Below are 15,852 nucleotides of genomic sequence, written 5' to 3' on the forward strand. Positions count from 1 at the left end.
GTTTCCTGATGCAGGTTGTTAACCACGCGATTGCAATCCTCATTTGCAGCGCGGCTTTTTTCTTGCGCTGGCATGCGCAATACTCTGTCCTGTACAGGAAAGGAAGTTGCGCGATTGGCATATGTCAGGTTGAGTGACTTGCGCGAAAAGGCTTTTTCCTGCAATATTGAGTTGAATGTATCTTCTCATGGTTGAATGCACGTGCAATAGTGCCGCCACCCTCCCTTTTTATTAGGTAATTTCCCGAAATCATTCATTAAATTTTGGCCGGTAACCCTCGAACGTCATAGGGAGTGCCGAGTCCATGAAGGATAAGGGTCAAAACACACTGCCAGCTGATGTCTATCTGTCGTTCGTCAGCTCGCTGTATGGGAACCGCCAGACCCTTTTCGTGGGCATGATTTCGCATGTCATCACGTTCTCCTTCGTCTACGCCAAGACCGACGATCCATTCTTCCTCGCCTGGAGCGCGCTTGTCATCCTCATCTGGTCGCTGCGCGCGCGCGGGATGCGCCGCTTCGACCGTGCGGACAAGGCCTCGCTCGGCATGGAGGGCATCCGCTACTGGGAAAACTGGTACAATCTCGGCGCCGTCGGCACGACGCTCGCGCTCGGCACGGCCTGCTGCTACAGCCTGATGGTCAGCCGCGACAGCTTTGCGGAGATCGCCTGCCTTTCGGTGACGTTCGCCACCATGGTCTCGGTCGTCGGCCGCAACTACGGTTCGCCGCGGGCGGTCAACTACATGGTGTTCTCCGCCTGCTTTCCGATCGTCGTCGGCTTTCTCGGCCTGCAGGACTTCTACCACGCCGTGCTCGCCTCCCTCGTCCTGCCGTTCGCCATTACCACGCGGACCATGGCGAACGGCGTGCGCACCTTTCTCTACGAGAATGTCCTTGCCGCCCGCGAACTTGCGACCATCGCCGACCGCTTCGACACGGCGCTCAACAACATGCCGCACGGCCTGTTCATGCTGGATGCGGACCACCGCATCCTCGTTGCCAACCGGCGCGCCTGCGAACTCCTGCATCTCGGCAACCAGGACCGGCTGAAGGATTGCCATCTCGACGTGGTGCTGCGCTTCGGCGTGCGCAACACCTTCTTCAACGCCGAGCAGAGCCGGACGATCCTGCGCCAACTCGACGAGCTCCTGAAAGGCGAGCGCTCGCGGGCGCTCGTGCAGGTGACGGACGGGCTCTATCTGGAATTCACCGCCGCGCCGCGCGAGAACGGCGGCGCCGTGCTCATCTTCGAAGACGTGACGGCGCGCGTGCGGGCGGAAAAGAAGATCCTGCACATGGTGCGCTACGACAGCCTCACCGGCCTGCCGAACCGCACCTATTTCGCCGATCTCGTGCAGGAGGCGCTGGCCGAGCGCAGGAAGCCCGGCATGGTCGGCTTCATGGTGCTCGACGTCGACGACTTCAAGCATGTCAACGACATGAAGGGCCACGTCACCGGCGACCGGCTGCTCTGCACCATCGCCGAACGGCTGCGCCGGCTTGCCGGCGAGCGGGAGATCGCCGGCCACCTGATGGGCGACGAGTTCCTGCTGTTCTTCCCGAACGAGGCGAACAGGCGGGACCTCGAGACCCGCATGCGCCGCTTCCACGAACAGTTGCGCGGCAATTACGAGGTCGACGGCACGACGTTCTTCGTATCGTTCAGTGCGGGCTGCGTGACCGTGGCGAGCGACGATTTCCGGCTGGAGGAAATGCAGATCCGCGCGGACCTTGCCCTGTTCGAGACCAAATCGCGCGCCAAGGGCAGCGTCACCATCTTCGAACGGGAGATGGATGCGCGCTACGTGGACCGCCAGAAGCTCAAGGACGACCTGCGCGAGGCGCTTGCCGGCGACGCGCTCTCGGTCGCCTACCAGCCGATGTTCGTGCCGGACGGATCGCGCATCGAGTGCTGCGAGGCGCTGTCGCGCTGGACGCATCCCGAGCGCGGGCCGGTGGCGCCCAACGTCTTCATCCAGATCGCCGAGGAGATGGGGATCGTCTCCGAGATCACGCGCTTCATGATCAACCGCGCCTGCGCCGACTGCGCGACGTGGCCGGCGCATATGGGCGTCTCCGTCAATCTTTCCGTCCAGGACCTGCGCGGCACCGGCATCATCGACGTGGTGGCCGAAGCGCTGGCCAAGGCGGACCTGGAGCCGCACCGCCTGCATCTCGAAGTCACCGAAAGCTGCCTGATGGAGGAGCCGGTCAAGGTGCAGGCGATCCTGCAGGAACTGCGCGCCCGCGGCATCACCATCGCCATCGACGACTTCGGCACGGGCTATTCCAGCCTCAGCTATCTCGACCAGCTTCCGCTCGACGTCATCAAGATCGACCGGTCCTTCGTGCGCAATATCGGCGAGGACCCGCGCCGCTTCAAGCTGCTGCGCGGCACCGTGAACCTCTCGCGCGAACTCGGCCTTCGCATCGTCATCGAAGGCGTCGAGACGCAGGAGCAGCTCGCCCTCATCAACAAGTACCATTGCGCCGACCTGGTGCAGGGCTATGTCTTCGCCGCGCCGATGTCGCCTGACGCGCTGCGCGACCGCTACGAAAGCCTCGGCGACAATCCGGACGAGCCGCGCCGCCGCGGCCGCCGCGTCGCTTGACGATCCCGATGATACGTAATTCGACATGATGTATCAGCTTATTCGAAATTAGCGTTAACCATTTATTAAGGTTAATGAATGGTATTTTACACAAATTGTCCTATATCGGTGATTATGGAGTCGGCGGCGGGTGCGGCCGGCTTTTTCGATCGGGGATATGGGCAATGGCCAATATGGAAATGGCGAACGGTCGCTTTTCCGAAAAGCTTCTCGGGCTGCTCGACAGGGTGGAGTACCGCCGGGTCGAAACGAGCGAGGACATGGAGGACGTCGCGCGCGTCCGCTACAAGGCCTACAAGGCCGGCAGCGTGATGCATCTTGCGGAAGATTCGCATCTTCTCATCGACGAGGTCGATTTCGACAGCCAGGCCTATGTCTTCGGCGTCTACCATGAGGAGCGGCTGATCTCGACGGTGCGCCTGCACCATGTGACGCCGGATCACCGCGTCACCTCGTCGGGCAAGGTTTTCCCGGACGAGATCAAGGCTTTCCTCGATGCGGGCATGTCGCTGATCGATCCGGTCCGGCTTGCCGCCGATCCGGAAATCTGGAGCGAGATGCCGGCGATCCCGTACCTGACGCTGCGCCTTGCCACGATGGCGGCGGACTATTTCGACGCCGACCGCGTCCTGCAGATGGTCAAGCCGGCGCATGCGGCCTTCTACCGGCGCGTCTTCGACGGCGATTTCGTCGCCTCGCCCAAGAGCAACCAGGGCAAGTTCATCATCGACCTGATGCTGATGGCGACGCGCTGCAAGGACGTGCGCTCCTCGCTCTATGCGCGCTTTCCCTTCTTCCAGTCGGAGCCCTTCGAGCGGCGCATGCTGTTTGCCCGCGGCGAGGAGATGCCGTTCAGCCCGCTGACGGTGCGCCCGACCGCCCGCCTTGCCGAATCCCATCGGCGGATCCAGCTTTCCGGCAGTGCCTACGCAGGTTAGGGCTTGCGTTTCAATGTCGCATGACGGGCCGGTTTCCAACGAAACCGGCCCGTTTCGTTTCGGAAACGATGCAGGTGCGAAACGCGGGCGCGCCTTGCCGTTGCGCTTTGCCGATCCATTGTGTATGGCCAGAAAGACGCGCGCTTTCGCGCTTGAGGGAATCGCCGGCCGTTTCGGGGCCGGCCTGTTTTAGGCGCTCATCGGGTGGGGCTTTCCGGCTGGCGGGTGCGGCTGCTTAGGAGAAGGTGACAATGGCTGAACATCATAACGGACCGGTCGAACTCGGCGCTCCGATGGATTATCCCGAGCACGAGAAGACCTACAACTTCTTCCTCAATGCGGCCAAGTACGGCACGCTGTTCTGCGTTGCGCTCCTGATCGCCATGGCCGCAGGCTTCTTCACCAGCGCCGGTTTCTTCAGCGGCGTCCTGCTGTTCATCATCCTCAACGTCGTCGGCTACTTCCTGCTGCGTTGATCTGAAAAGCCGCATTCGCGGTTTGCCGCGGCGTCATCCGGCGCCGTGATCCAACACGGCCAGTCTCGGGGGGAGGACCACGGTTTGAGTCAGTGTGTTTTTGTCGCGCGGGAAAGCGACCCGGCCGAAGGCCGCGTTGCCGGATCCGTTGATACCGTCAAGAAAATGAAGGCCCTCGGGCTTGACGTCGTGGTCGAGGCCGGCGCGGGCCTTGCCTCGCGCATCCTCGATGCGGACTATGAGGCCGCCGGCGCCCGCATCGCCGGAAAGGAAGAGGCGAAGACGGCCGATGTCGTGCTCAAGGTGCGCCGGCCGACCGCTTCGGAGATCGCCGGCTACAAGCCCGGCGCGATCGTCATCGCCACCATGGATCCCTACGGCAACGAGGCCGCCATCGCCGAAATGGCGCGGGCCGGGCTCACCGCCTTTGCCATGGAGCTGATGCCGCGCATCACGCGCGCCCAGTCGATGGACATCCTCTCCTCGCAGGCCAACCTTGCCGGCTACCAGGCCGTCATCGACGCCGCCCATGAATTCGACCGCGCCATGCCGATGATGATGACCGCCGCCGGCACCGTTCCGGCCGCCAAGGTCTTCGTCATGGGCGCGGGCGTCGCGGGCCTGCAGGCCATCGCCACGGCCCGCCGCCTCGGCGCCGCCGTCTCCGCGACGGACGTGCGCCCGGCCGCCAAGGAGCAGGTCGCCTCGCTCGGCGCCAAGTTCATCGCCGTCGAGGACGACGAGTTCAAGGCCGCCGAGACCGCCGGCGGCTATGCCAAGGAAATGTCGAAGGAATACCAGGCCAAGCAGGCGGCGCTCGTCGCCGACCACATCGCCAAGCAGGACATCGTCATCACGACGGCGCTGATCCCCGGCCGGCCGGCGCCGCGCCTCGTGACGCGCCAGATGCTGGCCGCCATGAAGACCGGCTCCGTCGCCGTCGACCTCGCGGTCGAGCGCGGCGGCAATATCGAGGGCTCGGAACCGGGCAAGGTCGTCGAGGTCGAGGGCGTCAGGGTCATCGGCTATCTCAACGTGCCGGGCCGCATTCCGGCCTCCGCCTCGGCGCTCTATGCCAGGAACCTTCTCACCTTCCTGGAGACCATGGTCGACAAGGAAACCAAGACGGTCTCGGTCAATGCCGAGGACGAACTCGTCAAGGCGACGATGCTGACCCATGGCGGGGCCGTGGTGCATCCGAACTTCGGCGGCGCCGTTCATGAAGGGGAGGGCAAGTGATGGCGAACGAACTTCTCGACAAGGCGCTGACCGATCTCGAACGCGCCGTGGAGGCTGTGCGCACCGCCTCCGAATATGTACCCGATGCGGCCGGTGCCGTGGCGCATGGCGTTTCCGGCGGGGCGATCGATCCCTTCGTCTTCCGCCTGGCGATCTTCGTGCTGTCGATCTTCGTCGGCTACTATGTCGTCTGGTCGGTGACGCCGGCGCTGCACACGCCGCTGATGGCCGTCACCAATGCGATCTCATCGGTCATCGTCGTCGGCGCGCTGCTCGCCGTCGGCATCTCGCTCTCGGGTGTTGCCACGGGTTTTGGTTTCGTGGCGCTGATCCTCGCCTCCGTCAACATCTTCGGCGGCTTCCTCGTCACCCAGCGCATGCTGGCGATGTACAAGAAAAAAGAGAAGTGAGGGCGGCCCGATGAACGCAAACTTCGCAGCCTTCCTCTATCTCGTCTCCGGCGTGCTCTTCATCATGGCGCTGCGCGGCCTGTCGCATCCGACGACCAGCCGGCGCGGCAACATGCTCGGCATGGTCGGCATGGGCATCGCCATCGGCACGACGCTGCTGCTGGCGACGCCCTCCTTCGGCGGTCTCGTGCTCATCGTGCTCGGCCTTGCCATCGGCGGGGGCGCCGGCGCCTATATCGCCCGCTCGATCCCGATGACGTCGATGCCGCAGCTCGTCGCCGGCTTCCACTCGCTCGTCGGCCTTGCCGCCGTGCTGGTCGCCGCCGCCGCGCTCTATTCGCCCGTGTCGTTCGGCATCGGCGAGGTCGGCTTCATCCATGGCCAGGCGCTCGTCGAGATGGCGCTCGGCGCGGCCATCGGCGCGATCACCTTCACCGGCTCGATCATCGCCTTCCTGAAGCTCGACGGGCGCATGTCCGGCAAGCCGATCATGCTGCCCTACCGCCATGTCATCAACATCGTGCTGCTTGCGGCGATCGTCGTCTTCATCGTCGGCCTGACGCTGTCGGAAAGCCATTTCGACTTCTGGCTGATCGTCATCCTGGCGCTGGCGCTCGGCGTGCTGCTGATCGTGCCGATCGGCGGGGCGGACATGCCCGTCGTCGTCTCGATGCTCAACTCCTATTCGGGTTGGGCGGCGGCCGGCATCGGCTTCACGCTCGGCAACCTCGCGCTGATCATCACCGGCGCGCTGGTCGGCTCCTCGGGCGCGATCCTGTCCTACATCATGTGCAAGGGCATGAACCGCTCGTTCATCTCGGTCATCCTCGGCGGCTTCGGCGGCGAGACGGCGGCAGCGGCGGACGACGGCGTCCAGCGCACGGTCAAGCAGGGCTCGGCGGACGATGCGGCCTTCCTGATGGCGAACGCCTCCAAGGTCATCATCGTGCCGGGCTACGGCATGGCGGTGGCGCAGGCGCAGCACGCGCTGCGCGAGCTTGCCGACAAGCTCAAGGAGCAGGGCGTCGAGGTGAAATACGCGATCCACCCGGTCGCCGGCCGCATGCCCGGCCACATGAACGTGCTGCTCGCCGAGGCGAACGTGCCCTATGACGAGGTGTTCGAGCTTGAGGACATCAACTCGGAATTCGCCCAGGCCGACGTCGCCTATGTCATCGGCGCCAACGACGTGACGAACCCGGCGGCGCGCGACGACAAGTCCTCGCCGATCTACGGCATGCCGATCCTCGACGTCGACAAGGCCAAGACCTGCCTCTTCGTCAAGCGCTCCCTCGGCTCCGGCTATGCCGGCATCGACAACACGCTGTTCTACAAGGACGGCACGATGATGCTGCTGGGCGACGCCAAGAAGATGACCGAGGACATCGTCAAGGCGATGAACCACTGAGGGCAGGACCCCTCCCGAACCCCTCCCCACAAGGGGGAGGGGCTTACCGTGCCATTCCATTTTGAACGATGAGCACGCCTCCCGCTTTCTCCCCTTGTGGGGGAGATGCCGGCAGGCAGAGGGGGGCCCCACGTAGCAAGAGCGTTACACGGGCAGTCCTCTCCCTAAATCCCTCCCCACAAGGAGAAGGGGCTTACGGTGCCGCGCCCTTTGCATTCCATTTGAACGATGAGCACGCCTCCCGCTTTCTCCCCCCTTGTGGGGGAGATGCCGGCAGGCAGAGGGGGCGCCCCCGCGAAGCCGGGCGTTACGGGAAGACCCATCCCTAAATCCCTCCCCACAAGGGGGAGGACTTGAACTGTCGCTCCGTCTACTTTCCATTTTGAATGATGAGCAAGCCTCCTGCTTTCTCCCCCTTTGCGGGGGAAATGCCGGCAGGCGGAGGATCTTCACTTCACCGGCAGGCTTCCCCCCGCCGCAATGCCCGGGTCATCGTCCAGGGGGCGACGCCGAAGGTGCGGGCGAGGGCGGTGATGGTTTCGCCGTGGCTGAGTCGTTCGCGGGCGAGGCGGAGCTGCCGGTCGTCGAGCTTGGGCGGGCGGCCGAGGCGGGAGCCGCGCTTGCGGGCGGCAAGAAGCCCCTCGCGGGTGCGCTGCGACAGGGTCAGCCGCTCGAATTCCGCCAGCCCGCCCATGACCGTGTAGAGGAAACGGCCGGTCGGCGTCGTCGTGTCGATGCTGAGCTTGGCGATATGGAAGTGGATGCCCCGCTGCTGGAGGGCGTCCAGCTCGGCCAGCGCGTCCCTTGCCGAGCGGTAGGCGCGGTCGAGGTCCCAGATGACGAGGAGGTCGCCGGCCTCAAGGCCCGCGGTGACCGCCTCGTAGACCGGCCGGCGGCGGCTCACCGCCGAGAGCGTCTCGACGTGAAGCTCGTCGCAGAGGTCCCTCAGCCCTTCGATCTGCCGGTCGGGATTCTGGTCGACCGTGCTCACCCGCAGATAACCGATCTTCTTCGCCATGCGCTGCCTTCCGTTTCATGTTGCTTTTTCCAACATAAACGAACGTTTTTGTTGATTGTTCCTTTTCGATGGCGCAAACTCGAATTCTACTTGTCGCCCAAGCAATCAGCCGCACAATTTCGCAAATATATCCCTTCAAATATCCCCGCTCGAAAACGTTCCTTATCGTGGCCCGCAATGAAAATCGCCGAACTGAAAGCGGAGCTTCTGCTCCTCGTCATCGCCGTCCTGCCGATCGTGTCCTTCGTCCTGCGCTATACGGCCGAGCGGGATGTCGTTCAGGTCATCGAGGCCGCCTTCGTGGACGGCTACCATGTCGATGCGCTGCTGAAGGCCGAAGGCCGCAGCGGGATCGTCAGCGTGTGGATAGAGCAGGGCGGCGTGAGGATGTGCGACACGGTCGCCCATCTTCCGCGCGGCGAGCCGCGGAAGGTGACGGTGCTCTGCCCCGAGCTGACGCCGGAGCCCTTCAAGGTGGGCGTGCGGGCGCAGTAGCGCCCGCATGCGGTCACGCGGGTGACGCTCAGGCGGGCTTTGCGGTATTGGCTGCGCCGCGGGTGCGGGCGAGGCCGTCCTTGGCCGGCTTGTAGTTCGGGTCGAGACGAAGCGCCTGCGAATATGAGCGGGCGGCCTTGGCCATGTCGCCGCGGCGCTCGTAGATGAGCGCCTGGTTGGCCCAGGATTCGGCCAGCTTGCCGTCGAGGTTGATGGCGGTGTTGAAATCCGAAAACGCGTTGTCGTCGTCGCCGAGCGCGGCGTAGGAGATGCCGCGGCCGTTATAGGGCTCGGCCGAGTTCGGCGAGAGCGAGATGGCCTTCGAGAAGTCCTCGATGGCCTTGTCGTGCTGGCGGCGCGACTGGTAGATCAGGCCGCGGTTGTGATAGGCGCGCGGATCGGTCGTGTCGAGCTGGATGGCGCGGTTGAAGTCGCGGAAGGCGTCGTCGAGACGGCCGGCCTGGCGATAGAGGTTGCCGCGGCCGATATAGGCAACATCATAGTTCGCGTTGAGCTGGAGCGCGGTGTTGTAGTCGGACGCCGCTTCCGCCTGCCGGCCCATGCTGCGCTGGACGAGCGCGCGGTTGGCGTAGGCCTGGTAGAAGCGCGGGTTGAGCTCGATGGCGCGGTTGAAGTCGTCCATCGCCCGGCGGTACTCGCCGGCGCGGCCATAGGCCGAACCGCGCACGTTGTAGCCTTCCGGATCCTGCGGGTTTGCGGCGATCACCGCCGAAAGCGATGCGATGTTCTCCTGCGAACCCTGCGCGCGCTCGACCTTCAGCACGTCCGTCGATGTCGCGGTCGACTGGCAGCCGGCAAGCACGAGGGCGAGCGAGGCGGCCGCGACGGCGGCCGACAGGGAGCGGCGAATGCGCACGGACGAGGAAGAGAGACGATCGGTCGGGAACCCGGTAGATGCTGCAGCCATGTCCAAGTGCGAATCCTCAAAATGGGCTTCATCGCGCATCATGCGCGAAGAATACGCTACGGCCTTGAAAGGCAATTCCGGAAAGGGTGCGTAGCGGGTGCGCCCGGAATTGCACGGGAAGCGTTTCACAAGGGTGAAATTCTTCAGGTCATGTCAAAAAAGGCGGCGGCGAATTCATCGCCCCCGCCCGGTCTTGCATCCGAAAACGTCGAAAAGACGACCGATCAGCGGGCGCCAGGACGGCCGCCGATGAGGCCTTCGCGCTGGGCGCGCTTGCGGGCCAGCTTGCGAACGCGACGAACGGCTTCGGCCTTTTCACGCGCACGCTTCTGCGACGGCTTCTCGTAATAGTCGCGCATCTTCATTTCACGGAAAATACCTTCGCGCTGCATCTTCTTCTTGAGAGCGCGGAGAGCCTGATCAACGTTGTTGTCGCGGACAAGTACCTGCACGAGAATCCCGTTCCTTTGGTTAGTTGCAAGCCCGGCGATTCCTTGAGGTCGTCAGGCAAATAAGTGACGTTCGCGCAGCCCGGAAGGCTGACGATTGGGGGGTCGGATACCAGAATGCCTGGCAGAAGTCCAGTCTTCCCAGCCGCGATTATCGGGGATTTTACGGGGATGACCGGTAAAACCTTTGCGAAGCCCCCGGCGGGGCATGTCGCATGTGGTACAAGGTGCGCCTGAACGCGTCGCAAAGGATACGGCGTCCGGCGTCAGGATTTGCTTTGTAGTGCAACAGGAAACAGCCGGCGAGGCCGGCGAGACATCGAGGACCTGGGTAATGCGCAAATATTCGGTTTTCGCCGTCGCCCGCGAGGCGATGCGCGGCCACAAGGGATGGGAGGCGCAGTGGACCTCGCCCGAGCCGCGCAAGGAATACGACGTGATCATCGTCGGCGGCGGCGGCCACGGCCTGGGCGCTGCCTACTATCTCGCCAAGGAGCACGGCATCACCAATGTGGCGGTGATCGAGAAGGGCTGGCTCGGCGGCGGCAATACCGGCCGCAACACGACCATCATCCGCTCGAACTATCTCTATGACGAGAGCATGGACATCTACGAGCACTCGCTGAAGCTCTGGGAAGGCCTCAGCCAGGACCTCAACTACAACGTCATGTATTCGCCGCGCGGCGTCATGATGCTGTCGCACAATGTGCACGACAAGCAGTCCTTCCAGCGGCACGTCCACGCCAACCGTCTCTACGGCATCGACAACGAATGGCTGACGCCGCAGCAGGCGAAGGACTTCGTGCCGGTCCTCGACATCTCCGCCACGGCCCGCTACCCGATCAACGGCGCGGCCCTCCAGCGCCGCGGCGGCACGGCCCGCCACGACGCCGTCGCCTGGGGCTATGCCCGCGCGGCGTCGGACCGCGGCGTGCACATCATCCAGAACTGCGAGGTCAAGGGCATCCGCCGCGGGCCGGACGGCGCGGTGACGGGTGTGGAGACCTCCAAGGGCTTCATCGGCGCCAAGAAGATCGCGGTCTCGGCCTCCGGCCACAACTCGGTCATCCTGTCGATGGCCGACGTGAAGCTGCCGCTGCATTCCGTGCCGCTGCAGGCGCTGGTTTCCGAGCCGATGAAGCCGATCTTCCCGTGCGTGGTCATGTCCAATTCGGTGCATGCCTATATCTCGCAGTCGGACAAGGGCGAGCTCGTCATCGGCGCCGGCACGGACCAGTACAACTCCTATTCCCAGACCGGGGGCCTGCAGATCATCACGCATACGCTCGATGCCATCTGCGAGCTCTTCCCGATGTTCCGCCGCGTCAAGATGATGCGCCAGTGGGGCGGCATCACCGACAACACGCCGGACCGCTCGGCGATCCAGGGCGTGACGCCGGTTCCGAACCTCTTCGTCAATTGCGGCTGGGGTACCGGCGGCTTCAAGGCGACGCCGGGTTCGGCCCATCTCTTCGCCCATCTCATCGCGAAGGGCGAGCCGCACAAGCTGGCGGCCGGCCTGACGCTCGACCGCTTCCGCACCGGCCGCCTCATCGACGAGGCGGCGGCGGCGGCCGTCGCCCACTGATGAACGGCGCGCTGCTCGCTGGACTTCTGATGACGGCTGGCGCCGTTCACGCCGGAGACATTATTCCCGAAGCGGGGGATTTCCGGTTCCAGAAGATCCAGAGGGCGGCGGGCGAAGCGGAATGGCCCTTCGTCGCCAGGGGCGGGATGCTGGGGTGCACGAAAGTGCTGGGCAATCGGGCGGTCTATTTCATTCCCGATGAAACGGACATGAACCGTGCCTTCAACCTCGACATGAACGTCTTTGCGATGAGCATCGTCAATTTGGGAATGAACGACATTCTGGCCCCTTACGACAATGTCGAGCAGCTCGTGCACCGGATTGCTCCCTTCGTCACCATGGGCCAGCGACTTTGCGACCAGGCTCCCGGCACGTTCGTGTCGGGACCAGAGCTTTAAACAGGTAGGATAAAATGCTGCTGATCTACTGCCCCTACTGCGAGGAAGAGCGCTCGGAGCTCGAATTCCGCCACGGTGGCGATGCGCACATCGCCCGGCCGACCGGCATCGCCGACATCACCGACGAGGCGTTCGAGGATTATTTCTTCCTGCGCGACAACCCGAAGGGCCTGATCTTCGAGCGCTGGCGCCATATCCATGGCTGCGGCCGCTTCTTCAATGCGGCGCGCGATACGGTCAGCGACAGGTTCTACATGAGCTACAAGGCCGGCGAGCCGAAGCCCGATATTCCGGGCGTCACGCCCGCCACCGAAAAGACCGTCGAAACCTATGAAGCCACGGAAGGAACCGCGAAATGAGCGGTGCTAATCGCATTGCCGGCCAGGGCCGCCTGACGCCCGCCAGAACGGCGCGTTTCACCTTCGACGGAAAGACGTTCGACGCGCTGGAAGGCGATACCGTCGCCTCCGCGCTGCTCGCCAACGGCGTGCATCTCGTCGGTCGTTCCTTCAAGTACCACCGCCCGCGCGGCATCCTGTCCGCCGGCGCGGAAGAGCCGAACGCGCTGGTCGACGTCTCGCGCGATGCCGCGCGCCGCCAGCCGAACGTGCGCGCGCCGGTGCAGGAAGTCTTCGACGGCATGAAGGTGGAATCGCAGAACCGCTGGCCGTCGCTCGCCTTCGATATCGGCGGCGTCAACAACCTGATGTCGCCCTTCTTCGCGGCCGGCTTCTACTACAAGACCTTCATGTGGCCGAAGGTCGCCTGGGAAAAGGTCTACGAGCCCTTCATCCGCAAAGCCGCGGGCCTTGGCGTCGCGCCGACGGAGGAGGATCCGGACCACTACGCCAACCGCTATGCCCATTGCGACGTGCTGGTCGCGGGCGCCGGCGTGGCCGGTCTTTCCGCCGCGCTTGCCGCCGCGGAGGCCGGTGCACGCGTCATCCTCGTCGACGAACAGCCGGAAGTGGGCGGTGCGCTGCATTACGACACGTCGGTGAAGATCGACGGCCAGAACGGCTACGACTGGGCGCAGGCGACGGCCGCCAAGCTCAAGGCGATGGAGAACGTCACCGTCCTCACCCGCACGACGGCCTTCGGCTACTACAACCACAATTTCGTCGGCCTCGTCGAGCGCGTGACGGACCATCTCGCCCGCCCCGACAGGAAGCTGCCGCGCGAGCGGCTGTGGCAGGTGCGCACCAAGCGCGTCATCCTCGCCACCGGCTCCATCGAGCGCCACATGGTGTTCGCCAACAACGACCGGCCGGGCATCATGCTCGCTTCGGCGGCGCGCACCTATCTCAACCATTTCGGCGTCGCGGTCGGTCGCAAGGTCGGCGTCTACACGGCGAACGATTCGGCCTATGAAGCCGCCTTCGACCTGAAGCGTGCCGGCGTCACCGTCGCCGCCATCGTCGATGTCAGGGAAAAGCCCGGCGAGGCGGTGCTGACTGAAGCCCGCAGGCTCGGCATCGAGGTGCTGGCAGGCCATTCGGTGGTCGACACCAAGGGCAAGCTTCGCATCTCCTCCATGTCGGTCGCCCGCAACGGCGGCGGCTCGGTGCGGTCCATCCCGGTCGATGCGCTGCTGATGTCGGCCGGCTGGACGCCTTCCGTCCACCTCTTCTCGCAGTCGCGCGGCAAGGTGGCCTATGACGCGGCCACCGGCCGCTTCCTGCCGGGCACCTATGCGCAGGATTGCCTTTCGGTCGGCTCGTGCAACGGCACGGACGGCCTGCAGGCGACGATCGAAGAATCGCTTGCGGCGGGCGAGCTGATGGCGCGCGCCACCGGCAACGAGGGCGGCGGCAAGGTCGAGCTTTCCGGCGAGAATGCCTTCGACTGGACCGGCGGCATGGCAGGCAGCGGCGAGGGCGCCGGCGTCGACACGACCGTCAAGGCCTTCGTCGACTTCCAGAACGATGTCTGCGCCAAGGACATCCGCCTCGCCGTGCGCGAGGGCATGCACTCGATCGAGCACATCAAGCGCTTCACCACCAACGGCATGGCGACGGACCAGGGCAAGCTGTCCAACATCCACGGCCTTGCCATCGCCTCGGAAGTCTTGAACCGCGAGATCCCGAAGATCGGCCTTACGACCTTCCGCGCGCCCTACACGCCCGTCACCTTCGGCGCGCTGATCAGCCATTCGCGCGGCGATCTCTTCGACCCGACGCGCAAGACGCCGATGCACGACTGGGAAGTGGCGCATGGCGCGGTCTTCGAGGACGTCGGAAACTGGAAGCGCGCCTGGTACTATCCGCGCTCCGGCGAGACCATGCACGATGCGGTCAACCGCGAGTGCCGCACGGTGCGTAACGTTGCCGGCCTGTTCGATGCCTCGACGCTCGGCAAGATCGAGGTCGTCGGCCCGGATGCGGGCGCGTTCATGAACCTCATGTACACCAACGCCTGGGATACGCTGAAGCCGGGCCGCTGCCGCTACGGCATCATGCTGCGCGAGGACGGCTTCGTCTATGACGACGGCGTCGTCGGGCGCCTGGCGGAGGATCGCTTCCACGTCACCACCACGACGGGCGGCGCGCCGCGCGTCATGCACCACATGGAGGACTATCTCCAGACGGAGTTCCCGCATCTCAAGGTCTGGCTGACCTCGACCACCGAACAGTGGGCGGTCATCGCGGTGCAGGGCCCGAAGGCGCGCGAGATCCTCGAACCGCTGGTCGAGGGCATCGACATCTCGAACGAAGCCTTCCCGCATATGAGCGTGCGCGAGGGCAAGATCTGCGGCGTGCCGACCCGGCTCTTCCGCATGTCCTTCACGGGTGAGGCGGGCTACGAAGTCAACGTCCCCGCCGATTACGGCCAGGCCGTCTGGGAAGCCATCTGGGCGCGGGCCGAACCGCTCGGCGCCTGCGCCTACGGCACGGAGACGATGCACGTCCTTCGCGCCGAGAAGGGCTACATCATCGTCGGCCAGGACACGGACGGCACGGTCACGCCGCACGATGCGAGCCTGAGCTGGGCCGTCTCGAAGAAGAAGACGGACTTCGTCGGCATCCGCGGCCTCAAGCGGCCGGACCTCGTCAAGGAGGGCCGCAAGCAGCTTGTCGGCCTCCTGACGAAGGATCCGAACGTGGTGCTGGAGGAGGGTGCGCAGATCGTCGCCGATCCGAACCAGCCGAAGCCGATGACCATGCTCGGCCATGTCACGTCGTCCTACTGGTCGGAAAACTGCGGCCGGTCGATCGCCATGGCGCTCGTCGCCGGCGGCCAGGCCCGCATGGGCCAGACGCTCTACGTGCCAATGCCCGACCGCACCATCGCGGTCGAGGTCAGCGACATGGTGTTTATCGACAAGGATGGAGGACGCCTCAATGGCTGATCAAGTTCTTCGCAAGGCGCCGCTTGGCCGTAGCCACGGCGGCTCCGCCGGCGCGCGCGTCACGCCCGCCGCTCCCGCAACGCGCCTGTCGCTGCGCGCCGGCGCCGATGCGCTCGGCGCTCTCTCGTCGGCCTTCGGCCTGACGCTGCCGACGCGCCCGAAGACCTCGGCCTCGGCGAACGGCCGCCATGCGCTCTGGCTCGGCCCGGACGAATGGCTGCTGATCGACGAGACCGGCGCGGACCTGATGGCGGCTGCCGCCAGTGCCGGCGTGCTGCATTCGGCGACGGACGTCTCCCATCGCAACACGGCGGTCCTCGTTTCCGGGCCGGATGCGGCCGGGGCGATTGCCAGCGCCTGCCCGCTCGATCTCGGCAATGCCGTCTTCCCCGTCGGCGCGGCGGCGCGCACGGTGCTGGGCAAGATCGAGATCGTGCTGTTGCGTTCGGGTGAAGAGGATTACCGCGTCGAATGCTGGCGCTCTTTCGCGCCCTATGCCTTCGGCATTCTCGCGGAAGGCGCGGAAGACGCCGTGCTCTGAT

15 protein-coding genes are annotated in these 15,852 nt (G+C 64.8%); 12 read left to right on the plus strand and 3 right to left on the minus strand.

The window, feature by feature from the left end:
* Positions 1-304 precede the first annotated feature (304 nt).
* From L0976_RS04910 to L0976_RS04935, 6 genes are all read left to right on the plus strand, one after another.
* Positions 305-2,614, plus strand: a complete 2,310-nt coding sequence (locus L0976_RS04910) for a bifunctional diguanylate cyclase/phosphodiesterase (protein WP_203316113.1) — start codon at positions 305-307, stop codon at positions 2,612-2,614.
* Positions 2,615-2,778: 164 nt separating this feature from the next.
* Complete coding sequence (locus L0976_RS04915) at positions 2,779-3,552, plus strand: hypothetical protein (RefSeq protein ID WP_234186373.1); 774 nt, start codon at positions 2,779-2,781, stop codon at positions 3,550-3,552.
* 251 nt (positions 3,553-3,803) lie between these two features.
* Positions 3,804-4,028, plus strand: coding sequence for an aa3-type cytochrome c oxidase subunit IV (locus L0976_RS04920; protein ID WP_203316111.1), 225 nt, complete (start codon positions 3,804-3,806; stop codon positions 4,026-4,028).
* Between the two features lie 84 nt (positions 4,029-4,112).
* On the plus strand, positions 4,113-5,267 hold the full coding sequence (locus L0976_RS04925; RefSeq protein ID WP_203316110.1) for a Re/Si-specific NAD(P)(+) transhydrogenase subunit alpha: 1,155 nt from the start codon (positions 4,113-4,115) through the stop codon (positions 5,265-5,267).
* On the plus strand, positions 5,267-5,677 hold the full coding sequence (locus L0976_RS04930; RefSeq protein WP_203316109.1) for a proton-translocating transhydrogenase family protein: 411 nt from the start codon (positions 5,267-5,269) through the stop codon (positions 5,675-5,677). Before L0976_RS04925 ends, L0976_RS04930 begins: the two co-directional genes overlap by 1 nt.
* 10 nt (positions 5,678-5,687) lie before the next feature.
* Complete coding sequence (locus L0976_RS04935) at positions 5,688-7,085, plus strand: NAD(P)(+) transhydrogenase (Re/Si-specific) subunit beta (RefSeq protein WP_234186374.1); 1,398 nt, start codon at positions 5,688-5,690, stop codon at positions 7,083-7,085.
* A gap of 454 nt (positions 7,086-7,539) precedes the next feature.
* Here the strand turns inward: L0976_RS04935 and L0976_RS04940 are convergent, their stop codons facing one another.
* Positions 7,540-8,103, minus strand: coding sequence for a recombinase family protein (locus L0976_RS04940; protein ID WP_234186375.1), 564 nt, complete (start codon positions 8,101-8,103; stop codon positions 7,540-7,542).
* A 177-nt stretch (positions 8,104-8,280) separates the two neighbouring features.
* Between L0976_RS04940 and L0976_RS04945 the strand changes: the two genes are divergently transcribed.
* Positions 8,281-8,598, plus strand: coding sequence for a hypothetical protein (locus L0976_RS04945; protein WP_234186376.1), 318 nt, complete (start codon positions 8,281-8,283; stop codon positions 8,596-8,598).
* 28 nt (positions 8,599-8,626) lie between these two features.
* Here the strand turns inward: L0976_RS04945 and L0976_RS04950 are convergent, their stop codons facing one another.
* A complete protein-coding gene (locus L0976_RS04950) occupies positions 8,627-9,526 on the minus strand; it encodes a tetratricopeptide repeat protein (protein ID WP_203316105.1) in 900 nt (299 codons plus the stop codon).
* Between the two features lie 224 nt (positions 9,527-9,750).
* Positions 9,751-9,978 (minus strand): 30S ribosomal protein S21, encoded by a 228-nt coding sequence (gene rpsU, locus L0976_RS04955; RefSeq protein ID WP_119256642.1) that lies wholly within the window; start codon positions 9,976-9,978, stop codon positions 9,751-9,753.
* 331 nt (positions 9,979-10,309) lie between these two features.
* On the opposite strand from rpsU, the gene L0976_RS04960 reads away from it, so the two are divergent.
* The 5 genes from L0976_RS04960 to L0976_RS04980 are packed head-to-tail and all read left to right on the plus strand — an operon-like array spanning position 10,310 to position 15,851.
* Entirely contained in the window at positions 10,310-11,563 is a 1,254-nt protein-coding gene (locus L0976_RS04960) for a sarcosine oxidase subunit beta family protein (RefSeq protein WP_234186377.1), read from the plus strand.
* The gene (locus L0976_RS04965) at positions 11,563-11,961 is read left to right on the plus strand and encodes a hypothetical protein (RefSeq protein ID WP_203316103.1); all 399 of its coding nucleotides are present in this window, start codon (positions 11,563-11,565) and stop codon (positions 11,959-11,961) included. Before L0976_RS04960 ends, L0976_RS04965 begins: the two co-directional genes overlap by 1 nt.
* A gap of 14 nt (positions 11,962-11,975) precedes the next feature.
* The gene (locus tag L0976_RS04970; protein WP_234186378.1) at positions 11,976-12,320 is read left to right on the plus strand and encodes a sarcosine oxidase subunit delta; all 345 of its coding nucleotides are present in this window, start codon (positions 11,976-11,978) and stop codon (positions 12,318-12,320) included.
* On the plus strand, positions 12,317-15,310 hold the full coding sequence (locus L0976_RS04975; protein ID WP_234186379.1) for a sarcosine oxidase subunit alpha: 2,994 nt from the start codon (positions 12,317-12,319) through the stop codon (positions 15,308-15,310). The genes L0976_RS04970 and L0976_RS04975 overlap by 4 nt, the downstream gene beginning before the upstream one ends.
* On the plus strand, positions 15,303-15,851 hold the full coding sequence (locus L0976_RS04980) for a sarcosine oxidase subunit gamma (RefSeq protein ID WP_234186380.1): 549 nt from the start codon (positions 15,303-15,305) through the stop codon (positions 15,849-15,851). The genes L0976_RS04975 and L0976_RS04980 overlap by 8 nt, the downstream gene beginning before the upstream one ends.
* Position 15,852: the final 1 nt, after the last annotated feature.

Origin of the sequence: Shinella sp. NM-101, assembly GCF_021401195.1 — a bacterium.
GTDB lineage: Bacteria > Pseudomonadota > Alphaproteobacteria > Rhizobiales > Rhizobiaceae > Shinella.

What these genes read in the sequence shown, in the direction of transcription:
- L0976_RS04910 (WP_203316113.1), top strand. Translation starts at nt 305, where the DNA reads ATGAAGGATAAGGGTCAAAACACACTGCCAGCTGATGTCTATCTGTCG.
- L0976_RS04915 (WP_234186373.1), top strand. Translation starts at nt 2,779, where the DNA reads ATGGCCAATATGGAAATGGCGAACGGTCGCTTTTCCGAAAAGCTTCTC.
- L0976_RS04920 (WP_203316111.1), top strand. Translation starts at nt 3,804, where the DNA reads ATGGCTGAACATCATAACGGACCGGTCGAACTCGGCGCTCCGATGGAT.
- L0976_RS04930 (WP_203316109.1), top strand. Translation starts at nt 5,267, where the DNA reads ATGGCGAACGAACTTCTCGACAAGGCGCTGACCGATCTCGAACGCGCC.
- L0976_RS04935 (WP_234186374.1), top strand. Translation starts at nt 5,688, where the DNA reads ATGAACGCAAACTTCGCAGCCTTCCTCTATCTCGTCTCCGGCGTGCTC.
- L0976_RS04940 (WP_234186375.1), bottom strand. Translation starts at nt 8,103, where the DNA reads ATGGCGAAGAAGATCGGTTATCTGCGGGTGAGCACGGTCGACCAGAAT.
- L0976_RS04945 (WP_234186376.1), top strand. Translation starts at nt 8,281, where the DNA reads ATGAAAATCGCCGAACTGAAAGCGGAGCTTCTGCTCCTCGTCATCGCC.
- L0976_RS04950 (WP_203316105.1), bottom strand. Translation starts at nt 9,526, where the DNA reads ATGGCTGCAGCATCTACCGGGTTCCCGACCGATCGTCTCTCTTCCTCG.
- L0976_RS04960 (WP_234186377.1), top strand. Translation starts at nt 10,310, where the DNA reads ATGCGCAAATATTCGGTTTTCGCCGTCGCCCGCGAGGCGATGCGCGGC.
- L0976_RS04965 (WP_203316103.1), top strand. Translation starts at nt 11,563, where the DNA reads ATGAACGGCGCGCTGCTCGCTGGACTTCTGATGACGGCTGGCGCCGTT.
- L0976_RS04970 (WP_234186378.1), top strand. Translation starts at nt 11,976, where the DNA reads ATGCTGCTGATCTACTGCCCCTACTGCGAGGAAGAGCGCTCGGAGCTC.
- L0976_RS04975 (WP_234186379.1), top strand. Translation starts at nt 12,317, where the DNA reads ATGAGCGGTGCTAATCGCATTGCCGGCCAGGGCCGCCTGACGCCCGCC.
- L0976_RS04980 (WP_234186380.1), top strand. Translation starts at nt 15,303, where the DNA reads ATGGCTGATCAAGTTCTTCGCAAGGCGCCGCTTGGCCGTAGCCACGGC.